Origin of the sequence: Crossiella sp. SN42, from assembly GCF_023897065.1 — a bacterium.
Lineage (GTDB): Bacteria > Actinomycetota > Actinomycetes > Mycobacteriales > Pseudonocardiaceae > Crossiella.
The window spans coordinates 1-23,677 of the sequence record NZ_JAMHIV010000048.1 but is presented as its reverse complement, the minus strand read 5'-3'; the positions used below and the strand labels follow the sequence as shown (position 1 = coordinate 23,677).

Below are 23,677 nucleotides of genomic sequence, written 5' to 3'. Positions count from 1 at the left end.
CGGCCGGATGGCTCAGCGGACCGCGCGCAACGCGTTGACCTGCCCGGATCCGAAGAACGAGTTGTTCAAGCGGGAGCCGGTGCAGCGCTCGTCGCCGCTCGGGCACGGCTTCGGGTCGGCGTTGGCGGCCAGCAGGAACCGCAGGTGGTCCGCGGACCGCCAGGGCAGCCGGGAGGCGAGGAGCGCGGCCACGCCCGCCGCGTGCGGGGAGGCCATCGAGGTGCCGCACATCGACCCGTACTGACCACCGGGCACCGTGGACAGCGGGCAGCCGGGGCCCTCGCCGGGCGGCGGCTCGGGGGAGAAGTCACCGCCGGGCGCGCTCACCGTGATCGCGTCGCGGCCGTAGTCGCTGAAGCTGGACAGCGTGCCGTCGTAGCCGGTGGAGGACACCGTCACCACACCGGGCAGGCCGCCGGGCAGCAGCTTGCACTTGCGGTTCACCGGGTGCTCGGCGGCCGGGTCGGAGGTCGGGTCGGTCAGGTCCAGCGCGAAGTTGCCCGCGGCCGCGACGGTGAGCACCTGCGCGCGGTGCGCGTAGGCGACCGCGCGGCGGATGGCCTCGAAGCCGACCTGCTCGCCCGGCTTGTCCTGGCACCAGAAGAAGAACGGGTCGGCGAACCAGCTGTTGTTGGTCAGGGTGAACTTCTTCGCCGCCGACCACATGAACCCGCAGACCGCGGACTCCGGGTAGATCATGCCCTCGTCGTTGATCACCCGGACCGAGGCGATCCGCACGCCGGGAGCCACGCCGGTGATGCCCTTGCCGTTGTCAGCGGCGGCGATGGTGCCAGCCACGTGCGTGCCGTGCGCGGAGCCCAGCGGCGACCAGGCGCCGACCTCGTTGACCGGCTTGCCGGTCTCGCAGCCCGCGGACAGCTTCGGGTCCAGCGCCTTGACCAGGTCGGGGTGCTCCGGGTCGACGCCGGAGTCGAGCACGCCGACCACCACGTCCCGCGAGCCGGGGTTGACCTTGTTGGCCTGGTCGGCCTTGATCGCGCGCATGTCCCAGGACTGCGCGGACAAGTCCTCGTCAGCCACGGTGGAGCGCAGGGTCTCCAGCTTCTCCACCCGGCTGCGGCCGCCGCTCAGCGCGTCCTTGGCCTTCTTCGCGCTGTAGGCCCGATCCAGGCCGAGCCGCCGGTCGAAGGAGGGGTCCACCGAGGTGGCCACCGCCACGCCGATCTCCGGGTAGTAGTGGTCGAGGGCGCCGCAGTTGCCGGTGATCTCCCGCCGCACCTTGGCTTCCCTGGCGTGCGGCCTGCCCACCACCACGTACTGGTACGACGTGCCGGTGGTGGCGCACGGCGCGCCGGTCGGCGCGGCTCCCGCGGGGGGTGCGGCGGCCAGCAGCACCGCCCCGGTCGTCACGGCCAGCGTCGCCGCCCCCAGGCGGCCGAGCTTCGACATCCGAACCTCCTCGCGAGCATGGAAAAGCGGGCACAGTTGATCACGGTGCACCCTGTTTTCCCAGAGCCGCGCGGAAAATCGAGCCGTTCGGGGGTCAGTCCCGCACCGCGGCGAGCGCGTCCACCATGCCGTGGCCGTAGAAGCCGTTGTAGCCGGCGTAGCCGTTGCAGGTGGCGTCCTGCGCGCCGTCGGAGTTCAGGTCGTAGTCGGCCGGGCAGGCCAGCGAGACCGCCTGCTGGCCGAGCAGCCTGGTCAGCTGCGCCGGGGTCGCCGAGCGGTAGCGGGAGGCCAGCAGCGCGGCCACCCCGGTCACGTGCGGGGTCGCCATCGAGGTGCCGCACAGATAGCCGTAGCCGCCGTGCGGGACCGTGGAGAGCACGCAGCCGTTCTCCGCGCCCTGCGGGGTCTGCCGGTGGTCACCGCCGGGAGCAGTGAGTTGCGCCACACCCAGGCCGTAGGAGCTGTAGCTGGCCTTGACCGACTCCGCGCCGACCGAGGACACCGCGACCACGCCGCGTAACTCCGCGGGCAGCGCCTCGCACCGGTTGTCCACCCGGCCGCCGGGCAGCCCGAGCTTGGCCGCGGTCGCGCCCGGGTTGGCCAGGTCCACCGCGTCGTTGCCGACCGCGGCCACCGCGAGCACGCCCCGGCCGACCGAGTAGCGCACCGCGCGGCTGACCGCCTCGTGCACGACCCGCTGACCAGTGCGGTCCCGGCAGGTCAGCACCCACGGGTCGACCAGGAAGCTGTTGTTGACCACCCGCATGCCCTTGGCCGCGGCCCACATGAACCCGCAGACCACCGACTCCGGGTAGACGTAGCCGTCGTCCTCGACCACCTTCACCGAGGCCAGCCGCACGCCGGGCGCGACACCGGTGATGCCCTTGCCGTCCTTGGCCGCGGCGATGGTCCCGGCCACGTGCGTGCCGTGCGGGGACTCGGTGGGCAGCCAGGCGGAACGGCGCTGGTCAGCGCGGCCGGTGAGGCAGCTCGCGGAGGCGGCCGGGTCGACCGCGCCGGCCAGGTCGGGATGCTCGGCGTCGATGCCCGAGTCGAGCACGCCGACCAGCACGTCCTTGCTGCCCAGCGCGATCTGGTTGGCCTTGTCCGCGCGGATCGCGGCCATGTCCCACTGCTCGTCGGCGCGGTCCGCGCCTGCCGGGCGGCGGTCAGGGGCCAGTGCCAGCCGGGGGCCTGCCGGGCCGCGGGCCGGTGACTTCTTGCGCGCGGCCCTGATCTGCGCCTCCGCGCTCACCGCGCGGTCGGCGCCGACCCGGCTGACGAAGTCCGGATCGGCCGCGGTGGCCACCGCGACGCCGATCTCCGGGTAGTAGGCGATCGTGCTGCCGCAATGCGTCTTGACCTGGGCGTCCGCCTCGGCGGGCGTGGTGCCCGCGTCGAAGAGCACCAGGTAGCGCAGCGTCAGCCCAGTCCGGCAGGGCGCGGCCGACTCACCGGCCCGCTCCAGCGCCTCGGGGGTGGCGCCAGCGGGCACGGTGACCAGCCCCGCCCCGGTCAGCGCGGCCAGCAGGGACACGCTCAACCGGACACGTAGGGGCAGAGGCACGGGGGGACCTCCGTCATCGTGTTCGTCGTCTCGGCAATTGGGGCTTCTCGGGGGTGCCCACTTACCGATTCCGCCCGGACGGTAGCCATGGTGGACCGGCCAGACAAGCGTGTCGACCGGCTTGGGCCGGTAGCCTCTTCGACCAGTCAGACCGCAACAGCCCGCCCGAGGAGCGAACCTGTCCACTCAGCACCAGCCCAACCCCTCCGCGTCCGCGGTGCAGAAGCTGCGCCTGCGCTACGCCAAACGGGGCAGGCTGCGTTTCACCTCACACCGTGACGTCGCTCGCGCCTTCGAGCGCGCGCTCCGGCGGGCCGGGGTGCCGATGGCCTACTCGCAGGGCTTCAGCCCGCACCCGAAGGTCTCCTGGATCGGCGCCGCGCCGACCGGGGTGGCCAGCGAGGCGGAGTACGTGGAGATCCAGGTGGTGCAGCGGGTCGACCCGGAGGTGCTGCGCGCCGAGCTGGACGCGGCGCTGCCGCCGGGACTGGACGTGCTGGAGGCCGTCGAGGCTGGTCCGGGCACTTTGCCGGAGCGGATCGAGGCCAGCCGGTGGCGGATCGAACTGGCCGGGGTGGACCCGGCCGAGTTGGCCAAGGCGGCCGAGGAACTGCTGGCCAGGGACGTGGTCGAGGTCGAACGGCTGACCAAGGACGGTCGCCGGATGATCGACGCCAGGGCCGCGGTGGTCGATCTTCGGGTGGATTCGGAAGTTGAGACGACAACCACCCATGTGGGTGATGGGCCGCAACCCGGCCTTCGGTGTGGGATACTCACAGCGGTCGTACGGCAGACAACACCTACCGTCCGGCCGGATGACGTGCTGAGCGCGCTGCGCGTCGTCGCCGACCTCGTGTCACCGGTACCCGCGAAAGCGAGCCGACTGGCCCAAGGACGGCTTGACGACCGCGGTGACCTCACTGATCCGCTCGCCCCTGACCGGGAGGCAACCCCGCCGGTGCTCGACGCACCGCGGTAGGTCAGTGGAAGACGGCGCAGAACGTCGTCAAATGACCTGACCGCCTGGCGCCCGGACACACGTGCGGGGACACAGGGGGTTGTGGAGGATTCCTGCCGGGCTGCCCAAGCGGCGCGGCGGTGACTGAACAGAAAGGCCCCTGCGCGGCCGCGTCCGAGTTGGACGCGCCCGGGGGCGGAGGAGCTGCATGTCGAACATGGAAAGCCCTGCCGGCCACACCGGCGGGGATAGCACCGCATCCGGGGAACTGGCAGGTCTGCCCCCCAAGCTGCGGGTACACGCGCTGGCCAAGTTGCTCGGCGCCAGCTCTCGGGACGTCATGGCGACGCTCGAGCAGCTCGGCGAATCCGTGCGCAGTGCCCAGTCCAGCATCAGCAGGGACGTGGCCGAACGGGTCGCCGAAGCGCTGCTGCCCGAGCAAGACCAGGTCGACCTCGACGACACGACGCTGGACGCGCCGGTCGCCGAGGCCGAGCCGGAGCCGGTAGCGGCCCCGCTCGCCCCGGTCTTCGCCGCGCCGCAGCCGCTGTTCATGGCCCCGGCCCAGCCCGCTCCCGCGCCTGCCCGCAAGCGGGCGCCGGAGCCGGTGGCCGTGCCCGCTGAGGAGCCTGAGGCCGAGGACGAGGACCAGCACGACGAGCACGCCGGTGGCGACGCCGACGACGACGAGGCGGGCAACCGCCGCCGCCGTCGCCGTGGCCGCAGGGGTCGTGGCCGTGGCCGGGGCGCCGCCGAGGACGGCGAGGACGGCGAGGACGGGCCGGAGGAGCACGAGCAGCAGCCCGCCGCGTCGGCCGAGGAGCCGATGGCCGAGGACGACGACGAGGACGACGAGGCCGGGGGCACCCGCCGCCGTCGCCGCCGCCGTCGCCGCAAGGGCGGTGGCGAGGACGAGCCCTCGCCGCGCGCCGACGACCCGCCGAACACCGTGGTGCACGTCCGCGAGGTGCGGGAGAACCGCCAGGACGCCCCGCCCGGACCGCTGTCCTCCGACGACGAGGTGCGCAGCGTCAAGGGCTCGACCCGGCTGGAGGCCAAGCGGCAGCGCCGCAGGGACGGCCGGGAGGCCGGTCGCCGCCGCGCGCCGATCCTGTCCGAGGCCGAGTTCCTCGCCCGCCGCGAGGCGGTGGACCGCAAGATGGTGGTCCGCGAGCGCGAGGACCGGATCCAGATCGCGGTGCTGGAGGACGGGGTGCTCGTCGAGCACTTCGTGACCTCCGCCGGCAGCGGCTCGCTGGTCGGCAACGTCTACCTCGGCCGGGTGCAGAACGTGCTGCCCAGCATGGAGGCCGCCTTCGTCGACATCGGCAAGGGCCGCAACGCGGTGCTCTACGCCGGTGAGGTCGACTGGGACGCCGCCGGGCTGGAGGGCAAGGCGCGCAAGATCGAGCAGGCGCTCTCCACCGGTGACAGCGTGCTGGTGCAGGTCACCAAGGACCCGGTCGGGCACAAGGGCGCCCGGCTGACCACCCAGATCAGCCTGCCGGGCCGCTTCCTGGTCTACGTGCCGGGCGGCGGGGCCACCGGCATCAGCCGCAAGCTCCCGGACACCGAGCGCAAGCGCCTCAAGGACATCCTCAAGCGGATCGTGCCCGAGGACGCCGGTGTGATCATCCGGACCGCCTCGGAGGGCATCAGCGAGGACGCCCTCGGCCGCGACGTCGGCAGGCTGCGCGCGCAGTGGGAGATCATCAAGGAGAAGGCGGACGTGCCCAAGGCGCAGGCCCCCCAGCTGCTCTACGAGGAGCCGGACCTGCTGATCAAGGTCATCCGCGACCTGTTCACCGAGGACTTCTCCGCGCTGATCGTGCAGGGCGCCCAGGCGGGCGAGGTGATCGAGAACTACGTGCAGCACGTGGCTCCCGACCTGGCCTCCCGGCTGCGCAAGCACGTGGGCGCCAACGACGTGTTCACCGAGCACCGGATCACCGAGCAGATCACCAAGGCGCTGGACCGCAAGGTCTGGCTGCCCTCCGGTGGCTACCTGGTCATCGACCGCACCGAGGCGATGACCGTGATCGACGTGAACACCGGCAAGTTCACCGGGTCGGGCGGCAACCTCGAGGAGACGGTGACCCGCAACAACCTGGAGGCGGCCGAGGAGATCGTCCGCCAGCTCCGGCTGCGGGACGTGGGCGGCATCATCGTGGTCGACTTCATCGACATGGTGCTGGAGTCCAACCGCGACCTGGTGCTGCGCAGGCTCACCGAGTGCCTCGGGCGGGACCGCACCCGGCACCAGGTGGCCGAGGTCACCTCGCTGGGCCTGGTGCAGATGACCCGCAAGCGGGTCGGCACCGGGCTGCTGGAGGCCTTCAGCGCCACCTGTGAGCACTGCCGCGGGCGTGGCCTGGTGGTCTCCACCGAGCCGCTGCACTCCCACGGCGGCGGCAACGGCGGGGCCAAGAACGGCAACAGCAAGAGCGGCAACGGCAATGGCAGCGGGAATGGCAACGGGGCCGCGGCCGGCGCGCCCAGCGGGGGCTCCGGCTCCGGCGCTGGTTCCGCCGCTGGCTCCGGCAAGGAAGGCCGCCGGTCCCGGCAGCGCAACCGCGGCGGTGGGCAGGACCAGCCCGCGGCCGAGGTCGCCACCGAGACGCACATCGAGACCGCGCCGGTGACCACGCCGCAGGCCGAGACCGAGCGCACCGCGCCAGCCAAGAGCGAGGCGGAGCGGCCGGAGCAGGCCAAGGCCGAGCCGGCCAAGAAGGACTCCGCCAAGCGGCGGGAGGCCAAGCGCGAGGCCGCCAAGGCCGAGCAGGCCGCCCCGGCGGCCGAGCAGGCCCCTGAGCAGCCCGCGGTGGCCGCCCAGGAGCCCGCCGGCGCGGCGCTCAACGGCCACGGCGGTCAGCACGAGGAGCAGCGGGAGCCGGTGACGGTCCCCGCGACCGCCAAGCGGCGCCAGCCCCGGCGAGCCGTCCGACGGGCCGCGGGCCCGCCCGTGACCGGCATCAAAGAGGGCTGAGCCACCCCGGTTTGACCCGATTGACGGCGGGGCCGTAACCTGATGTACGGCCCGCCGTCAGGCGGGCTGAATCATGGCCTTCGGTCATGAAGCGCAGCCCGCCCAGGAGCACCACCCAGGGCGTAAGGCGCGCCCGATCAGTCAGGATTGGGACCTGTGGGTCCGGGTGCTGACTGCGAGGAAACACCGACACCGAGTAGCAGGAGACTTCCGGACCTATGTACGCGATTGTCAAGACCGGCGGCAAGCAGTACAAGGTGGCTGTCGGCGACGTCGTCGAGGTCGAGAAGCTGACCGGCGAGCCGGGCGCTGAGGTCTCGTTCCCCGCGCTGCTCGTCGTGGACGGCAACGACGTCATCACCGACGCGAACGCCCTGGGCAAGATCGCCGTGACCGGCAAGGTCGTGGAGCACTCCAAGGGCCCCAAGATCCGCATTCACAAGTTCAAGAACAAGACCGGCTACCACAAGCGCCAGGGTCACCGCCAGCGGCTGACCAAGGTCGAGGTCACCGGCATCGCGAAGTAAGGGATCTGACTAGCCATGGCACATAAAAAGGGCGCATCCAGCTCCCGTAACGGCCGCGACTCGAACCCCCAGTACCTGGGCGTGAAGCGTTTCGGTGGCCAGGTCGTCAAGGCCGGGGAGATCCTCATCCGTCAGCGCGGCACCAAGTTCCACCCGGGTGTGGACGTTGGCCGCGGCAAGGACGACACGCTGTTCGCGCTGTCCGCCGGTGCGGTCAAGTTCGGCATCAAGCGTGGTCGCAAGACCGTGAACATCGTCCCGGTCGAGGCCTGAGGCTTCGTCTCGAGACACAGCACGACCTTGGCGAGGGGCGCGGCCGGAGGAATATCCGGCCCGCCCCTCGCGTCGTGTACAGGCAGTACAGGAAAGTTGGAGGAGCAGTGTCTCGGTTCGTCGACCGCGTGGTGATCAACGCGGCGGCCGGTGACGGCGGCAACGGGTGCGCCTCGGTGCACCGGGAGAAGTTCAAGCCGCTCGGCGGACCGGACGGTGGCAACGGCGGCCGTGGCGGCGACGTCGTGCTGGTCGTGGACGGCAACGTGCACACGCTGCTGGACTTCCACTTCCGCCCGAACGCCCGCGCAGGCAACGGCAAGTTCGGCAAGGGCTCGCACCAGGACGGCGCGGCAGGCGCCGACCTGGAGCTGCACGTGCCGGACGGCACCGTGGTGATGACCGAGGACGGCGAGGTGGTCGCGGACCTGGTCGGCGAGGGCACCCGGCTGATCGCGGCCCAGGGCGGCCGCGGCGGGCTGGGCAACGCCGCGCTGGCCAACCGGGCCCGCAAGGCGCCGGGGTTCGCGCTGCTGGGCGAGCCGGGTGAGACCCGCAGCCTGGTGCTGGAGCTCAAGTCGGTGGCCGACGCCGGCCTGGTCGGCTTCCCGTCGGCGGGCAAGTCCTCGCTGATCGCGGTGCTGTCCGCGGCCCGGCCCAAGATCGCGGACTACCCGTTCACCACGCTGGTGCCCAACCTGGGCGTGGTCACCGCGGGCGAGACCGTCTACACCGTGGCCGACGTGCCCGGCCTGATCCCCGGCGCGAGCGAGGGCCGTGGCCTCGGCCTGGACTTCCTGCGGCACATCGAGCGCTGCGCGGTGCTGGTGCACGTGGTGGACTGCGCCACCTTCGAGCCCGGCCGCGACCCGGTCTCCGATGTGGACGCGCTGGAGAACGAGCTGGCCCGCTACACGCCGTCGCTGGGCACCAAGCTCGAGGACCGGCCGCGGATCGTGGTGCTGAACAAGATCGACGTGCCGGATGCCAGGGAGCTGGCCGAGATGGTCACCGCCGAGTTCGAGGCGCGCGGCCTGAAGGTGTTCCCGGTCTCCACCGCCACCCGCGAGGGCCTGCGCGAGCTGAGCTTCGCGCTGGCCGCCGAGGTGCAGGCCTACCGGGCCGCCCAGCCCAAGCAGGAAGCCACCCGGATCGTGCTGCGCCCCCGCGCGGTGGACGAGAAGGACTTCACCGTGGTCGCGGACCCGGAGCGGGAGGGCGGCTTCATCATCCGCGGCGAGCGCCCGGAGCGCTGGGTGCGGCAGACCAACTTCGACAACAACGAGGCCATCGGCTACCTCGCGGACCGGCTCAACCGGCTGGGCGTCGAGGAGGCCATCGCCAAGCTGGGCGCGGTGCCGGGCTGCCCGGTCACCATCGGCGACATGACCTTCGACTGGGAGCCCTCCACCCCGGCAGGCGTGGCCGCGATGGGGCCGACCAGCGGCCGTGGCACGGACACCCGGCTGGAGCCCAACGACCGGATCGGCGCGGCCGAGCGCAAGCACGCCAAGCGGGTCCGGCGCGGGCTGGTCGATGTCGAGGACTTCGGCGACGAGGAAGCTGACGACAAGGAGTGAGAACTCCGGTGGCAACGCAGTCGCGGGCGCGGAGCCAGATCGCGGCCGCCCGGCGGATCGTGGTCAAGGTGGGCTCGTCCTCCCTGACCACGGCCGAGGGCGGGCTGGATCCGGCGCGGCTGGACGCCCTGGTGGAGGCGCTGGCCACCCGGCAGCGGGCGGGCAGCCAGGTGGTGCTGGTCTCCTCCGGCGCCATCGCGGCCGGACTGGCCCCGCTGCAGCTGCGGCGGCGGCCGAGGGACCTGGCCAGCCAGCAGGCCGCGGCCAGCGTCGGCCAGCTCCAGCTCGCGCACGCCTACACCGCCTCCTTCGCCCGCTTTGGCCTGGTGGTCGGGCAGGTGCTGCTCACCGCGGACGACGTGGTGCGGCGCGCGCACTACCGCAACGCGCAGCGCACCTTCGACCGGCTGCTCGCGCTGGGCGCGGTGCCGGTGGTGAACGAGAACGACACGGTGGCCACCGACGAGATCCGCTTCGGCGACAACGACCGGCTGGCCGCGCTGGTGGCGCACCTGGTCGGCGCGGACGCGCTCGTTTTACTGTCCGATGTGGACGGTGTGTATGACCGGAACCCCCAGCAGCCGGGGGCTCAGCTGATCCGTGAGATCGCCGGATCGTCCGATGTGGACGGTGTTGACGTGACCGCGGCCGGTTCGGGCCTGGGCACCGGGGGCATGGCCTCCAAGCTCGCCGCGGCCCGGCTGGCCTCGGCCGCGGGTATCCCGGTGCTGCTGACCGCCGCCGCCGACGCGGCGCGCGCTCTCGGCCCGGCCGAGGTGGGCACCGCCTTCGCGGTCACCGGACCCCGGCTGTCCGCCCGCCGGTTCTGGCTCGGCCACGCCGCGGGCGCGGCGGGCAGGCTGCACCTGGACGACGGCGCGGTGGCCGCGGTGGTCGGCCGCCGCCGCTCGCTGCTGGCGGCCGGGATCACCGGCGTGGACGGCGACTTCGAGGCCGGGGACGTGGTCGAGCTGCTCGACCTGCGCGGTCACGTGGTGGCCAGGGGCGTGGCCGGGTTCGACGCGGCCGAGCTGCCCGCGCTGATCGGCCGGTCCAGCCACGAGCTGCCCGCTGAGCAGCGGCGCGAGGTCGTGCACGCCGACGACCTGGTGCCGTTCTAACCCTGGATGTGCCGGACGATCCTGGTCAGCTGCTCGGCGTAGCGGGCGGTGAACTCCGGTGAGTCCGGGTCCTCGCCGGTGATCATCTTGGCCACCCTGGGCAGGGTCAGGCTGGCGCTGGCGGCCGCCATCAGGGCCAGCAGCAGGCAGTCCGGGTCGATGTCGGCCGGGATCTCGCCCTCGTCCTGGCGGCGGCGCATCTCGGCGACCCTGGCCTGGAAGAACTCACGCTGCTTCGGGTCGTCCGGGAAGTCCGCGGACAGGTTCTCCCACACCATGATCCGGCCGTAGTCGCGGTTCTGGCCGCTGTGCCGGACAAATCCGGCGACCACCTCGGTCAGTGGCAGGCCGGGGGCGGCCAGTGGCCTGCTCTCGGTGTCCCAGCTCCGGTTGACCTCCAGGTAGAGGCCTTCCTTGCCGCCGAAGTAGTAGGAGATCAGCTGCTTGTTCACCCCGGCGCGGTCGGCGATCTCGCTGACCCTGGCGGCGGCGTAGCCCTTGGCGGCGAACTCGGCGATGGCCGCGGCCACGATCTTGGCCTTGGTGCGCTCGGCGTCGCGCTGCCGCTCGCCCGCCGCGGGGGAGCGGCGTGACCTGCGCTGGGGCTCCTGCGGATCTGCCACCCGGCCACGGTAACCGATCACTTCGCTCCGGCTAATCAGCCAGTCGTTTGACTTAATCATCCAACTGGTTGATTATCGGTGGCATCGAGAGTTCGAGGACTGGGGAGATGGTCATGGCGTTTCGAGTCGCGGTGGTCGGCGGCGGGACCGGTGGGTTGTGCCTGGCCCAGGGCCTGCACCGGGCCGGGGTGGAGGTGGCGGTGTACGAGCGCTCGCCCTCGCGCACCGAGCGGTTGCAGGGCTACCGGGTGCACATCCACCCGGAGGGCGCGCGGGCGCTGCACGGCTGCCTGCCGCCGGAGATCTGGCAGGCCTTCCTGGAGACCGCGGGCCGCGACGGCGGCGGGTTCGGGTTCCTCACCGAGCGCATGGAACCGTTGCTGCTACTGGACGGCCCGGCCGAACCGCCCGCCCCGCAGGACGCGCACCACTCGGCCAGCCGGATCACCCTGCACCAGGTGCTCTCCGCCGGACTGGACGGGATCGTCCGGCACGGCAAGGTGTTCGAGCGCTACGAGCGCGCGCCGGACGGCGAGATCACCTGCCACTTCGCCGATGGCAGCACCGCCACCGCCGACCTGCTGGTGGGCGCGGACGGCGCCAACTCCAAGGTGCGCCGCCAGTTCCTGCCGCACGCGCGACGGGTGGACACCGGCGTGCGCGGCATCGCGGGCAAGCTGCCGCTGACCCCGGCGAACCGGGCCTGGCTGCCCGAGCTGCTGCTCGCCGGGCCCAAGCTGGTCACCGCGGCCAGGGACCACGGCATGTTCCTGGCCCCGCACGAGCTCGATGGCGACCGGATGACCGGCATCGGCGGCAACGACGAGACCTACGCGGTGGACGCGGCGCTGTTCGACAACACCAGCAGCTACCTGATGTGGGCCTTGGCCACCAAGGAGTCCGGGCTGGCCGAGCTGGACCCCGCCGGGCTGCGCGCGCGGGCGGGCGAGCTGATCGGCGACTGGCACCCGCTGCTGCGGCGGCTGGTCGCCGAGACCGACCCGGCGGTGGTGTCCCTGCTGCCGATCCGCACCTCGGTGCCGGTGGATCCCTGGCCTGCCACCAACATCACCCTGGTCGGCGACGCCATCCACAGCATGACGCCCTTCCGCGGCATCGGCGCCAACATCGCGCTGCGCGACGCCAACGTGCTGTGCCACAACCTGATCGCCGCGCACCGGGGCGAGCGCGGCCTGCTCGACGCGGTGGGCGACTACGAGCACCAGATGCGCGACTACGGCTTCCAGGCCGTGCGCGACTCACTGCGCGCGGCCGACCAGTTCGTCTCCGCCAGCCGGTTCGGCCGCCTCATGTTCCGCACCGTGCTGCGCACCGCGGCCGCCGTGCCACCGCTGCGGCGCCTGTTCCGGGGCTGATCAGCTGGTACTGGCCAGCGCGAACGGCAGCACTCCCTTCGCGCCCGCGCGGCGGATCAGCCTGGCCGCCACCGCCATGGTCCAGCCGGAGTCGGTGAAGTCGTCCACCAGCAGCACCGGACCGTCCACAGTGGACAGGTTCGCGACCAGGTCGTCGGGCAGCCGCAGCGCCGCGGTGAGCCCGGCCACCCGGTGCGCGCTGTTCGCGCCGGAGCGGCGCACCCCGGCGTCCACCGCGACCCGGCCCAGGAACGGCAGCCTGCCGATCGCGGCCAGCCGCTTGGTCAGGCTGGCCACCAGCTGCGGGCGGGTGCGGGACTCGATCGCGACCACCCCGACCGGGCGGGCCGACCAGTGGTTCTTCCAGTCGGCGAGCACCGTGACGCAGGCGTTGAACACCTCGTCGCTGACCGGCTCGTCCGGCGCGCCCGCGGCGAACATCCCGCGCAGCCGGTTGCCCCAGCCGATGTCGGTGAGCCTGCCCAGCGCCCGCCCGGTCTCGGCGGACTCCTCGCCCGCGATCCGCCCGCTCAGCTCGATGCCCATGGCCGACATGCCGGTCGGCCACTGCTTGCGCGGGGCCAGCTCGACCCCTGGCCGCCGCAGCCGCGCGCCGGCCTCGGCCACCGCCTCCGCGGGCACCTCGGCGGACCAGTTCTGGCCGGTGCAGTTGTCACAGCGCCCGCACGGCGCGGCCTGCGGGTCGTCCAGCTGGCGGAGCAGGAACTCCATCCGGCAGCCCTTGGTGGACTGGTAGTCCAGCATCGCCTGCTGCTCGGCCTCGCGGGCCTTGGCCACCCTGGCGTACCGGTCGGCCTCGTAGCGCCACTCCTGCCCGGTGGCCTCCCAGCCGCCGCGCACCCGGCGCACCGCGCCGTCCACGTCGAGCACCTTGAGCACCACCTCAAGCCTGCTGCGGCTCAGCTCCACCCTGGGCTCCAGCGCCGCGGTGGACAGCGTGCCGCCCGCGGACTGGAGGGTGTCCAGCAGCTGGCGCACCAGGGCTTCCGGCGGGAAGGCCATCGAGGCGAAGTAGTTCCAGATGTCCCGGTCCTCCGCGCCAGGCAACAGGATCACCTCGGCCCGCCGGACACCACGGCCCGCGCGGCCGATCTGCTGGTAGTACGCGATCGGCGACTGCGGCGCGCCCAGGTGCACCACGAAGCCGAGGTCCGGCTTGTCGAAACCCATGCCCAGCGCGGAGGTCGCGACCAGCGCCTTGACCTTGTTGCCCAGCAGGTCCTCCTCGGCCTGCTGCCGCTCGGCCGGGTCGGTCTGGCCGGAGTAGGCGGCCACGGTGTGCCCGTGCTCGCGCAGGAAGGCCGACACCTCGGTGGCCGCGGCCACGGTGAGCGTGTAGACGATGCCGGAGCCGGGCAGCTCGTGCAGGGTCTTGGCCAGCCAGGCCAGCCGCTGCGCCGCGTTCGGCTGGCGGACCACGGACAGCCGCAGGCTCTCCCGGTCCAGTGGCCCGCGCAGCACCAGGGCCTGCTGGTCGCCGAGGCCGAGCTGCTCGGCCACGTCGTGCACCACCCGGTCGTTGGCGGTGGCGGTGGTGGCCAGCACCGGGATGTCCTCGGGCAGCTCGCCGATGAGGGTGCGCAGCCTGCGGTAGTCCGGGCGGAAGTCGTGGCCCCAGTCGGAGATGCAGTGCGCCTCGTCCACCACCAGCAAACCGGTGTCCTGCACCAGTTCCGGCAACACGGAGTCACGGAAGTCGGGATTGTTCAGCCGTTCGGGGCTCACCAGCAGCACGTCGACCTCGCCCATGGCGACGGCCTCCTGCACGGTGTTCCACTCCTGCGCGTTGGCCGAGTTGATGGTGGCCGCCTGCACCCCGGCCCGCGCGGCCGCGGCGACCTGGTTGCGCATCAGGGCCAGCAGCGGCGAGACGATCACCGTCGGACCCTCGCCCAGCTCCCGCAGCAGCGCGGTGGCCACGAAGTACACCGCCGACTTGCCCCAGCCGGTGCGCTGCACCACCAGCGTGCGCCTGCGGTCGACCACCAGCGCGCGGATCGCCGCCCACTGGTCCTCGCGCAGCCGGGCTTCCGGCCCCGCCAGTGCTCGGAGGCGCTGCTCCGCGAGTTCGCGCAAGCCCTGTGCCGTGTCCACGCTCGACCCTGCAAGCAGCTCTTCGTCCACACCCCCACCCTGCCGCATGCCCCCGACAGCGGCGCGGCGGCCCCGCGAACCCGGTTGCCGCCGCCCCGTAGGCTTGTCCGGGTGAGCAGCAGCACCGAGCAGGAAGCCGTCCCCGCCACCGATGAGCTGCGCGAGCAGGTGCTCGGCGCCGCCCGCCGGGCCAGAGTCGCCGCGGGCGAGCTCGCGGTGGCCACCCGCGCGGTCAAGGACACCGTCCTGCACGCCATGGCCGAGGCGCTGACCACCCGCGTCGAGGAGGTGCTCACCGCCAACGCCGCCGATCTGGACGCGGGCAAGGCGGCGGGCCTGACCCAGTCGCTGCTGGACCGGCTCGCGCTCAACCCGGCCCGGATCGAGGGCATCGCGGACGGGTTGCGCACGGTCGCCGGGCTGCCGGACCCGGTCGGCGAGGTGCTGCGCGGCGGGGTGCTGGCCAACGGCCTGGAGACCAGGCAGGTGCGGGTGCCGCTGGGCGTGCTGGGCATGGTCTACGAGGCCCGCCCGAACGTCACCGTGGACGCCGCGGGGCTGGCCCTGAAGTCCGGCAACGCGGTGCTGCTGCGCGGATCCTCCACCGCCGAGCGCTCCAACACCGCGCTGGTCGCCATCCTGCGCGACGTGCTCGCCGAGCACGGCCTGCCCGCCGACGCGGTGCAGCTGCTGCCCTGCCACGACCGCGCCTCGGTGCGGCACCTGATCACCGCGCGCGGCCTGGTCGACGTGGTCATCCCGCGCGGTGGTGCCGGACTGATCTCCGCCGTGGTCACCGAGGCCACCGTGCCCACCCTGGAGACCGGGGTCGGCAACTGCCACGTCTACCTCGACGCCGCCGCCGATGTGGACATGGCCACCCGGATCACCCTCAACGCCAAGACCCGCAGGGTCAGCGTGTGCAACGCCGCCGAGACGGTGCTGGTGCACAGCGCGATCGCGGACAAGGTGGTGCCGCAGCTGGCCCGCGAGCTGTCCTCGGCCGGGGTCACCCTGCACGCCGACGAGCGCTTCGCCGCGCTGGCCGGGGTCGCCACCGTGCCGGTGACCGAACAGGACTGGGACACCGAGTTCCTCAGCCTGGACATCGCGGCCAAGGTGGTCGACTCGCTGGCCGAGGCCATCGCGCACATCAACGAGCACGGCTCCGGGCACACCGAGGCCATCGTCACCGGCGACCTGCGCGCCGCCCGCGAGTTCACCGCACGGGTGGACGCGGCCGCGGTGATGGTCAACGCCTCCACCGCCTTCACCGACGGCGCCGAGCTGGGCATGGGCGCGGAGATCGGCATCTCCACCCAGAAGCTGCACGCCCGCGGTCCGATGGGCCTGGCGGAGCTGACCTCCTCGAAGTGGCTGGTCTTCGGCGAAGGGCACGTGCGCGGCGTCTCCTGACTTTCCGATCAGGTCGGAATGCACCTTTTTTCCAGCCCGGTCACTCAGAATGTCCGGGTGACCGAGCCTGCCAAGCCACGCCGCCGCGATGCCGCCGCCACCCGCGCCGCGCTGTTGGCCGCGGGCGCCGACCTGTTCGCCGAGCGCGGGTTCGAGCGCACCACGGTCCGCGACATCGCCGCCCGCGCCGGGGCCAACCAGGCGCTGCTGTTCCGCTACTTCGGCTCCAAGGAGGACCTGTTCCGCGAGGTGGTCGCGGGCAGCTCGCAGGAGCTGCTGGCCGGTCCGGCCAAGGACATCCCGGTCCGGATGCTGCGCCAGCTGCTGGACAAGGAGGTCGACGCGGAGGCCCGCGCGTTCGCCGCGCTGCTGCGCTCGGCCGGGCACGACGAGGCCGCCGCGTTCCTGCGCCGGGAGGTCGGCGCGAAGTACCTGGCCGCGCTGACCGGGCTGACCGACGGCCCGGACGCCGAACTGCGCGCCGCGCTGGTGCTGTCCTGGCTGATGGGCATCGGGCTGGCCCGCTCGGTGCTCCAGTCCGAGCAGTTCGCCGACGCCGACCCCGCCGTGGTCGAGCGCTACGTGCGCCTCGGCGTGGCCGCGCTGCTGGAGAAGACCGCGGAGTGAGCCGCGCGCATACCACCCGGGCGAATTAGTGGACGGCCGTTACCGAAATCCTGAAGCGTGGCTTTCCTTCGTTGACCGTTAAATCAGGCGGTCTCTAACTTCCAGTCATGGCACGGACTTACCCATTCGGGGAAACCGTTCGACTCGATCTTCATCCGATGTACGCCCGGCTCCAGGACGAGGAGCCGATGAGCCGCATCCGCCTGCCCTACGGCGGCCGGGACGGTCAGCCTGCCGAGGCGTGGCTGGCCACCCGGCACGCCGACGTGCGCCAGATCCTCGGTGACCACCGGTTCAGCATGGCGCTGGCGATGGACCCGGCGACGCCGAGGGTCGAGCCGCTGCCACTACGCCCCGGCCCGCTGCTGACCATGGACCCGCCGGAGCACACCAGGATCCGGCGGCTGGTGGCCGGGGAATTCACCATGCGCCGGGTGGAGAAACTCCGCCCGCACACCGAAAAGCACGTCGCGCAGTTCCTGGACGAGATGGTCGCGCAGGGCAAACCCGCCGACCTTGTGCGGCACTTGGCGCTGCCACTGCCGATTACCATGATCTGCGAGCTGCTCGGCGTCCCGTATGCCGACAGGCACCGGTTCCGCGGCTTCTCCGACGTGCTCACCGCGACCACCGCGCACACCCCGGCGGAGATCAACCACGCCTGGGGTGAGCTGGAGGGCTACCTGGCCGAGCTGGTCGCCCAGCGCCGCGCCGAGGCGACCGACGACCTGCTCGGCGCGCTGGTGCTGGCCCGCGACGAGGGCGACCGGCTCAGCGAACAGGAGCTGGTCCGGGTCGGGCTGAACCTGCTGATCGCCGGCCATGAGACCACCGCCAGCCAGATCGGCAACTTCGGCTACACCCTGTTGTCCCAGCCCGAGCTGTACCAGCGGCTGGTCGCCGATCCGGCCCTGGTGCCGACCGCGGTGGAGGAGCTGCTGCGGGTCATCCCGCTGCGCTCGGCGGGCAGTTTTCCCCGGGTGGCCAAGGAGGACATCGAGGTCGGCGGCGTGCTGGTGCGCGCGGGCGAGGCGGTGCTGATCAACGTCGGCCAGGCCAACCGCGACCCCAGGGTGTTCGCGGACCCGGAGCTGCGGGACCTGGCCCGCGAGCACAACCCGCACCTGGCCTTCGGGCACGGCGTGCACCACTGCCTGGGCGCGCTGCTGGCCCGGCTGGAGCTCCAGCTGGTGCTCACCGCGTTGGTCAGCCGGTTCCCCGGCCTGCGCCTGGCGGTGCCCGCCGAGGAGATCCCGTGGAAGCCCGGACTGCTCGCCCGGCAGCCGCTGTCGCTGCCGGTGACCTGGTGAGGAGGGGGAGATGAGCGTCGAACCGAGGACCTGTCCCGCTTACCCGTTCGGGGAGGCGGTCAAGCTCGACCTGTACCCGGAATACGCGGTGCTGCAACGGGATGAGCCGGTGGCCAGGGTGCGCCTGCCCTACGGCGGCCGGGACGGCGAACCGGCGGAGGCCTGGCTGGTGACCGGGTACGCCGAGGTGAAGCAGGTGCTGGTGGACCCGCGCTTCAGCGGGGACGCGGCCACCGCGCCGGAGACCCCTCGGGTCACGCCGTGGCCGTTGCGGCGCGGCATGATGCTGACCATGGACCCGCCGGAGCACACCCGGCTGCGGCGGCTGGTGGCCAAGGAGTTCACCATGCGCCGGGTGGACCAGCTCCGCCCGGACACCGAGCGGATCGTCACCGGGCTGTTCGACGACCTGGTCGCGCACGGCTCGCCCGCGGACTTCGTCGAGCACGTCGCGCTGCCGTTGCCGATCACGGTGATCTCGCACCTGCTCGGCGTGCCGGCCGAGGACGAGCACCACTTCCGGGCCTTCACCGAGGTGATGGGCGCGACCACCAAGTACACCGCGGCCCAGGTCAACCAGGCGCGCGACCAGCTGGAGGACTACCTGCGGGCGCTGATCGAGCGGCGGCGCACCGAGCCCAGCGACGACCTGCTCGGCGCGCTGGTGCTGGCCCGCGACGAGGGGGACCGGCTCAGCGAGGAGGAGCTGGTCCGGGTCGGGGTGAACCTGCTGATCGCCGGGTATGAGACCACCGCCAGCCAGCTCGCCAACTTCACCTACGTGCTGCTGCACCGGCCGGAGCTGTTCGCCCAGCTGCGGGATGACCCGGACCTGGTGCCCAGCGCGGTGGAGGAGCTGCTGCGGACCACGCCGCTGCGCACCTCCGGCAGCTTCCCGAGGGTGGCCACCGAGGACGTGCGGCTCGGCGAGGTGCTGGTGCGCGCGGGCGAGACGGTGCTGATCCAGCTCGCCGTGGCCAACCGCGACCCGAAGGTGTTCACCGACCCCGATGAGGTGAAGCTGGACCGCGAGCACAACCCGCACCTCGGCTTCGGCCACGGCGTGCACCACTGCCTTGGCGCGCTGCTGGCCAAGATGGAGCTGCGGCTGGTGCTGCGGCAGCTCGCGGAGCGGTTCCCGGACCTCCGGCTCGCCGTCCCGGCTGAAGCGATACCGTGGAAGGCGGGGCTGCTGGCACGTGGCCCGTTGTCCCTGCCGATCGCCTGGTGACGGGAGCATGTGGTGAGCAGTGAACGCTGGCGGGTCGAGGTGACCCACGACTGCATCGGGTCCGGGATGTGCGCGGGCGCGGCGCCCGAGTTCTTCAAGTTGATCGAGGGCTACGCCGAACCCGTGCACCCGGAGATCGACCCGGCCGAGGTGGTGACCGACGCGGCCGACCAGTGCCCGGCCGAGGCGATCCAGGTGACCGAGGTCGGCAGCGGCAAGGTCCTCGCGCCCGCCGACTGATCAGATCCGGACCAGCACCTGGTCCATCGATTTCCGTACCAGGTCGGGTACCTGCGCCTCGCGGGCCGGGTACCCGACCGGGATCACCGCGAACGCCTTCTCGTTGCGCGGCCGTCCCAGCACCTCGCCCAGGAAGCGCATCGGGCTCGGCGTGTGGGTGAGCGCGGCCAGCCCGGACAGGTGCAGCGCGGTCAGCAGCATGCCCACCGCGATGCCCACCGACTCGTCGCCGTAGTAGTGCTTGTAGCTGGTGCCGTCCGCGCGCAGGCCGAACCGCTGCTGGAACACCACGATCAGGTAAGGCGCGTCGGTCAGGTGCGGCTTGACCGCGTCCGTGCCCAGCGGCCGCAGCGCGGCCAGCCATTCCTCGCCCAGCCTGCCGTCGTAGGAGACCTTCTCCTCCGCCTCCGCGGCCGCCCTGATGCGCGCCCGCACCTCGGGATCCTCGACCAGCACGAAGGTCCAGGGCTGCTGGTGCGCGCCGGAGGGCGCGGTGTTGGCCACCGCGATCGCGTTGAGCACCAGCTCCTCGGGCACCGGGTCCGGGGCGAAGCTGCGCACCGTGCGCCGCTCGTCCATCCGGTGCCGCAGCTCGGTGGAGATCTTCAGCGCCTGCTCGGCCGGGATCCGCGCGGGGGAGTACGGAACCGGTTGGTAGGGCTGGCCGTGCAACGGGGTCCATGTCCTCATGGCGGACAGTATTGTCCCGGCCTTCGGACGTAAGCAGGGCCGAACGAGTGAACGCGAAACTTCTCGGCGAACCGCGTCACACGTCACCCGATCGAGCGTCTCCTTGCCGCGGGCTCCCACGGGGGAGCAGCCCGCGACCCGGCGGCCGGGACCCCCAGCCACCGCCGCCGGTCGCGCGGAGGGCCGCCGGCCGGGGAGAGCGACCGGCGGGCCTCCTGCGGGCGGCGCTGTGGCCCGGCTCTCCCGATCTGCCTTTTGTGACCAGCGCCAACTACGCTGACCTGTTATGTCCGGGCGTCGACTTGGCGTGATGGGCGGCACCTTCGATCCCGTGCACCACGGGCACCTGGTCGCCGCCAGTGAAGTGCAGGCCCGGTTCGACCTGGACGAAGTGATCTTCGTACCGACCGGGCGGCCGTGGCAGAAGGAACACCACGTGGTGTCCTCGCCCGAGGACCGCTACCTGATGACGGTGATCGCCACCGCGTCCAACCCCCGGTTCTCGGTGAGCCGGGTCGACGTGGACCGCACCGGCCCCACCTACACCATCGACACCCTCTCCGACCTGCACCAACAGCATCCGAACGATCAGCTGTTCTTCATCACCGGCGCGGACGCGCTGGAGCAGATCCTCGGCTGGTGGCGGGCGGACGAGCTGTTCGAGCTGGCCCACTTCGTCGGGGTCACCCGGCCCGGCTACCAGCTCGACGACGACCACCTGCCGCGCGGCGCGGTCAGCCTGGTCGACGTGCCCGCGATGGCCATCTCCTCCACCGACTGCCGGGAGCGCGTGGCCAAGGGCATGCCGGTCTGGTACCTGGTGCCCGATGGTGTGGTGCAGTACATCTCGAAGCGGAACCTCTACCGCGACCCGGCGCCCTGACCGCCCGGTACCCTGAGTGACCTGTGCGGACCCCGAAGGTCGCACGGGGAGGAGCAACGTGTCAGCGACCGAGGAGGCCCGCCGGCTGGCCCACGTCGCCGCGCTGGCGGCGGCCGACAAGAAGGCCCACGACATCGTGGTGCTGGACGTGTCGAACCAGCTGGTGATCACCGACGTCTTCGTGATCGCCTCGGCGCCCAACGAGCGCCAGGTGCAGGCGATCGTGGACAGCGTCGAGGAGAAGATGCGCGAGGCCGGCAGCAAGCCGGTGCGGAGGGAAGGCGCCCGCGAGGGGCGCTGGGTGCTGCTGGACTTCGTGGACCTGGTGGTGCACATCCAGCACGCCGAGGAGCGTTCGTTCTACGGCCTGGAGCGGCTGTGGAAGGACTGCCCCCGGATCGAGTTCGAGGACGTGGTGGCGCACCAGCCCGCGGACGAGGACGTCCAGGCGTGACCCTGTCCAGGCTGATCCTGTGGCGGCACGGGCAGACCGGCCACAACGCCTCGGGCCGGCTCCAGGGCCAGCTCGACGTGGAGTTGAACGACATCGGCCTGGCCCAGGCGAAGCGGGCCGCGCCCCTGGTGGCGGCGCTGGAACCGGACCTGCTGGTCACCTCGGACCTGCGGCGGGCCGCGGACACCGCGGCGGCGTTCACCGGGGCCACCGGCATGGCGCCGAGGATGGACAAGCGGCTGCGGGAGACCGACGTCGGCCAGTGGATGGGCATGTCCGGCGCGGAGGTCGAGGCGGACTGGCCCGGCGCGCTGGACCGCTGGCGGGCCGACCCCACCTTCGCCCCGCCCGGCGGTGAGAACCGGCTGGAGGTCGCCGCACGCGCGGTCGAGGTGGTCTCCGAGCTGGACCTGACCACCGACGGCACCGCGCTGCTGTGCGCGCACGGCGGCCTGATCACCGGCCTGATCGCCAGGCTGCTGGCGCTGCCGGTGGAGGTCTGGCCGTCCCTCGGTGGCCTGCACAACTGCCACTGGACCGTGCTCGCCCGCCGCGCCGACGACACCAAGTGGCGGCTGATCAGCCACAACGTGGGGGCGACTGGTTGAGCCGGGGACGCCTGCTGGTCCTGGGCGACTCGCTGGCCTTCCACGGCCCGGAACACGCGCTGCCCGCCGACGATCCCCGGCTGTGGCCGAACATCGCCGCGGCCGGGCTGGGTCGCGCGGCGGAGCTGTTCGCCGGTTTCGGCTGGACCGCCCGGCACGGCTGGTGGGCGCTCACCGGCGACCCCCGGCTGTGGTCCCTGATGCCCAGCGCCGACGCCCTGGTGCTCGGGCTGGGCAGCATGGACACGCTGCCCAGCCCGCTGCCGACCTACCTGCGCGAGGGCCTGCGCCACCTGCGCCCGGACCCCCTCCGCAGGTTCGCCCGATCGAGCTACCTGGCCGCCCAGCCGCACCTGGCCAGGCTGCTCCGCGGCCACCCGGTGGCCCTGCCCCCGCACCTCACCGTGGCCTACCTGGACCGCTGCCTGCGCGCGGTCCGCGCCATCCGCCCGGGGCTCCCGGTGGTCGGCATCCTCCCGTCGGTGCACAACTCACCTGACTACGGCCACGTGCACACCGGCCACGCCCCCGCGGCCGCGGCCCTGCGCGCCTGGTCCGCCCGCACCGAGGTCCCCCTGCTCGACCTGCCTGCCCTGGTCCGCCCGCACATCTTCGGCGATGAGGGCAATCCCGACGGCATGCACTGGGGATATTCCGCACACGCCGAGGTCGGCACGGCACTGGCCGCCCTGCTCCGCCCGATGCTTCCGTAGGCTGCGTCCCCGTGTCCGTCGCCGTGTTCACCGACTCCACCGCGTACCTGCCGGAGGGCTTCGCGACCCGCCACGGCATCCACGAGGTGCCCCTGCACGTCACGGTGGACGGCGAAAGCGGCCTGGACGGCAAGGACATCGGCCCCAGCGAACTGGCGGCGGCCCTGGCCGAACGCCGCACCGTCACCACCTCCCGCCCCACGCCCGCCGAGTTCGCCACCGCCTACCGCGAAGCCCTGGCCACCGGCGCCACCGGCATCGTCTCCATCCACCTGTCCCGCGAACTCTCCGGCACCTGGGACGCCGCCCGCCTGGCCGCGCTGGAGGTGGGCCCGGACCGGGTCCGCGTCGTCGACTCCCGCTCCACCGCCATGGGCCTGGGCTTCGCTGTCCTGGCCGCCGCCAAAGCCGCCACCCAGTCCGCCACCCCAGCCGAGATCGAAGCGGTAGCCACCCACACCGCCACCCACACCAGAACCTTCTTCTGCCTGGAAACCCTCGAACACCTCCGCCGCGGCGGCCGCATCACCCCCACCGCCGCCCTCCTGGGCACCGCCCTGGCGGTAAAACCCTTGCTACACGTGGAAAACGGCCGAATCCTGCCCCTGGAAAAGGTCCGCACCACCAGCCGCGCCGTGTCCCGCCTGGTCGACCTGGCCACCGAAGCCGCGGGCCAGGGCCCGGTAGAGGTCGCGGTCCACCACCTGGGCTCCCCACAGCGCGCCGCGGAACTGGCCGGCCGCCTGGACGAACGCATCCCCGGCTGCGACGGCTGCGTCATCTCCGAAGTAGGCGCGGTAGTAGGCGCCCACACCGGCCCCGGCGTCCTGGGCGTGGTCGTTTTGCCCCGCCAGCCCGCCTAACACCAACGCCGCTCCACACTCAATCGCCAGCGGCCCAGCGCTCTTCCATCGCAGCCTTGGCCTCGGTCCGCCGCTTCCCGCTTCGCGCTTCCCGCTTCGCGCTTCC

Annotated in this window: 22 protein-coding genes; 17 read left to right on the top strand and 5 right to left on the bottom strand. The window is 72.4% G+C overall.

Going from position 1 to position 23,677, the window contains the following annotated elements; genetic code table 11:
• Window positions 1-12: 12 nt before the first annotated feature.
• Together M8C13_RS39985 and M8C13_RS39980 are read right to left on the bottom strand one after the other, a co-directional pair.
• Window positions 13-1,410: a S8 family serine peptidase gene (locus M8C13_RS39985; protein WP_252486034.1), complete on the bottom strand. Its 1,398-nt coding sequence runs from the start codon at window positions 1,408-1,410 to the stop codon at window positions 13-15.
• Between the two features lie 94 nt (window positions 1,411-1,504).
• Window positions 1,505-2,947 (bottom strand): S8 family serine peptidase, encoded by a 1,443-nt coding sequence (locus tag M8C13_RS39980; RefSeq protein WP_252486056.1) that lies wholly within the window; start codon window positions 2,945-2,947, stop codon window positions 1,505-1,507.
• A 247-nt stretch (window positions 2,948-3,194) separates the two neighbouring features.
• Here M8C13_RS39980 and M8C13_RS39975 point away from each other — a divergent pair, with 247 nt between their 5' ends.
• The 6 genes from M8C13_RS39975 (at window position 3,195) to proB (ending at window position 10,422) form a co-directional block, all read left to right on the top strand.
• Entirely contained in the window at window positions 3,195-3,956 is a 762-nt protein-coding gene (locus tag M8C13_RS39975) for a TIGR03936 family radical SAM-associated protein (RefSeq protein ID WP_252486033.1), read from the top strand.
• Window positions 3,957-4,143: 187 nt separating this feature from the next.
• Window positions 4,144-6,921: a translation initiation factor IF-2 N-terminal domain-containing protein gene (locus tag M8C13_RS39970; protein ID WP_252486032.1), complete on the top strand. Its 2,778-nt coding sequence runs from the start codon at window positions 4,144-4,146 to the stop codon at window positions 6,919-6,921.
• 218 nt (window positions 6,922-7,139) lie between these two features.
• Complete coding sequence (rplU, locus tag M8C13_RS39965) at window positions 7,140-7,448, top strand: 50S ribosomal protein L21 (protein WP_185002164.1); 309 nt, start codon at window positions 7,140-7,142, stop codon at window positions 7,446-7,448.
• 15 nt (window positions 7,449-7,463) lie between these two features.
• Window positions 7,464-7,721, top strand: coding sequence for a 50S ribosomal protein L27 (gene rpmA, locus M8C13_RS39960; RefSeq protein ID WP_185002165.1), 258 nt, complete (start codon window positions 7,464-7,466; stop codon window positions 7,719-7,721).
• A gap of 107 nt (window positions 7,722-7,828) precedes the next feature.
• Entirely contained in the window at window positions 7,829-9,301 is a 1,473-nt protein-coding gene (gene obgE, locus M8C13_RS39955) for a GTPase ObgE (protein ID WP_252486031.1), read from the top strand.
• 8 nt (window positions 9,302-9,309) lie between these two features.
• Window positions 9,310-10,422: a glutamate 5-kinase gene (gene proB / locus M8C13_RS39950; RefSeq protein WP_252486030.1), complete on the top strand. Its 1,113-nt coding sequence runs from the start codon at window positions 9,310-9,312 to the stop codon at window positions 10,420-10,422.
• Here the strand turns inward: proB and M8C13_RS39945 are convergent.
• Window positions 10,419-11,045, bottom strand: coding sequence for a TetR/AcrR family transcriptional regulator (locus M8C13_RS39945; protein ID WP_252486029.1), 627 nt, complete (start codon window positions 11,043-11,045; stop codon window positions 10,419-10,421). The two genes, proB and M8C13_RS39945, sit on opposite strands and share 4 nt — an antisense overlap.
• A gap of 113 nt (window positions 11,046-11,158) precedes the next feature.
• Here M8C13_RS39945 and M8C13_RS39940 point away from each other — a divergent pair, with 113 nt between their 5' ends.
• A complete protein-coding gene (locus M8C13_RS39940) occupies window positions 11,159-12,421 on the top strand; it encodes an NAD(P)/FAD-dependent oxidoreductase (RefSeq protein WP_252486028.1) in 1,263 nt (420 codons plus the stop codon).
• Here M8C13_RS39940 and M8C13_RS39935 read toward each other — a convergent pair whose 3' ends face one another.
• Window positions 12,422-14,584 carry a RecQ family ATP-dependent DNA helicase gene (locus M8C13_RS39935; protein WP_256510521.1) on the bottom strand — a complete coding sequence of 721 codons (2,163 nt, stop codon included), beginning with the start codon at window positions 14,582-14,584 and terminating at the stop codon, window positions 12,422-12,424.
• A gap of 63 nt (window positions 14,585-14,647) precedes the next feature.
• On the opposite strand from M8C13_RS39935, the gene M8C13_RS39930 reads away from it, so the two are divergent.
• The 5 genes from M8C13_RS39930 to M8C13_RS39910 all read left to right on the top strand — a co-directional run bounded on the left by M8C13_RS39930 (window position 14,648) and on the right by M8C13_RS39910 (window position 19,360).
• Entirely contained in the window at window positions 14,648-15,952 is a 1,305-nt protein-coding gene (locus tag M8C13_RS39930; RefSeq protein ID WP_252486026.1) for a glutamate-5-semialdehyde dehydrogenase, read from the top strand.
• Window positions 15,953-16,009: 57 nt separating this feature from the next.
• The gene (locus tag M8C13_RS39925) at window positions 16,010-16,579 is read left to right on the top strand and encodes a TetR family transcriptional regulator (RefSeq protein WP_252486025.1); all 570 of its coding nucleotides are present in this window, start codon (window positions 16,010-16,012) and stop codon (window positions 16,577-16,579) included.
• A 158-nt stretch (window positions 16,580-16,737) separates the two neighbouring features.
• On the top strand, window positions 16,738-17,889 hold the full coding sequence (locus tag M8C13_RS39920) for a cytochrome P450 (RefSeq protein ID WP_252486024.1): 1,152 nt from the start codon (window positions 16,738-16,740) through the stop codon (window positions 17,887-17,889).
• A gap of 10 nt (window positions 17,890-17,899) precedes the next feature.
• Entirely contained in the window at window positions 17,900-19,120 is a 1,221-nt protein-coding gene (locus M8C13_RS39915; RefSeq protein ID WP_252486023.1) for a cytochrome P450, read from the top strand.
• Window positions 19,121-19,132: 12 nt separating this feature from the next.
• Window positions 19,133-19,360 carry a ferredoxin gene (locus M8C13_RS39910; RefSeq protein ID WP_252486022.1) on the top strand — a complete coding sequence of 76 codons (228 nt, stop codon included), beginning with the start codon at window positions 19,133-19,135 and terminating at the stop codon, window positions 19,358-19,360.
• Here M8C13_RS39910 and M8C13_RS39905 read toward each other — a convergent pair whose 3' ends face one another.
• The gene (locus M8C13_RS39905) at window positions 19,361-20,050 is read right to left on the bottom strand and encodes a nitroreductase family protein (protein WP_252486021.1); all 690 of its coding nucleotides are present in this window, start codon (window positions 20,048-20,050) and stop codon (window positions 19,361-19,363) included.
• 286 nt (window positions 20,051-20,336) lie between these two features.
• On the opposite strand from M8C13_RS39905, the gene nadD reads away from it, so the two are divergent.
• Genes nadD through M8C13_RS39880 form a run of 5 tightly spaced genes read left to right on the top strand, consistent with a single transcriptional unit; the run spans window position 20,337 to window position 23,571 of the window.
• A complete protein-coding gene (gene nadD, locus M8C13_RS39900; protein ID WP_252486020.1) occupies window positions 20,337-20,933 on the top strand; it encodes a nicotinate-nucleotide adenylyltransferase in 597 nt (198 codons plus the stop codon).
• A gap of 58 nt (window positions 20,934-20,991) precedes the next feature.
• Window positions 20,992-21,387, top strand: coding sequence for a ribosome silencing factor (rsfS, locus tag M8C13_RS39895; RefSeq protein ID WP_252486019.1), 396 nt, complete (start codon window positions 20,992-20,994; stop codon window positions 21,385-21,387).
• Entirely contained in the window at window positions 21,384-21,995 is a 612-nt protein-coding gene (locus tag M8C13_RS39890) for a histidine phosphatase family protein (protein WP_252486018.1), read from the top strand. The genes rsfS and M8C13_RS39890 overlap by 4 nt, the downstream gene beginning before the upstream one ends.
• Window positions 21,992-22,708, top strand: a complete 717-nt coding sequence (octT, locus tag M8C13_RS39885; protein WP_252486017.1) for a diglucosylglycerate octanoyltransferase — start codon at window positions 21,992-21,994, stop codon at window positions 22,706-22,708. The genes M8C13_RS39890 and octT overlap by 4 nt, the downstream gene beginning before the upstream one ends.
• A gap of 11 nt (window positions 22,709-22,719) precedes the next feature.
• Complete coding sequence (locus tag M8C13_RS39880; protein WP_252486016.1) at window positions 22,720-23,571, top strand: DegV family protein; 852 nt, start codon at window positions 22,720-22,722, stop codon at window positions 23,569-23,571.
• The last annotated feature ends 106 nt before the right edge of the window (window positions 23,572-23,677 follow it).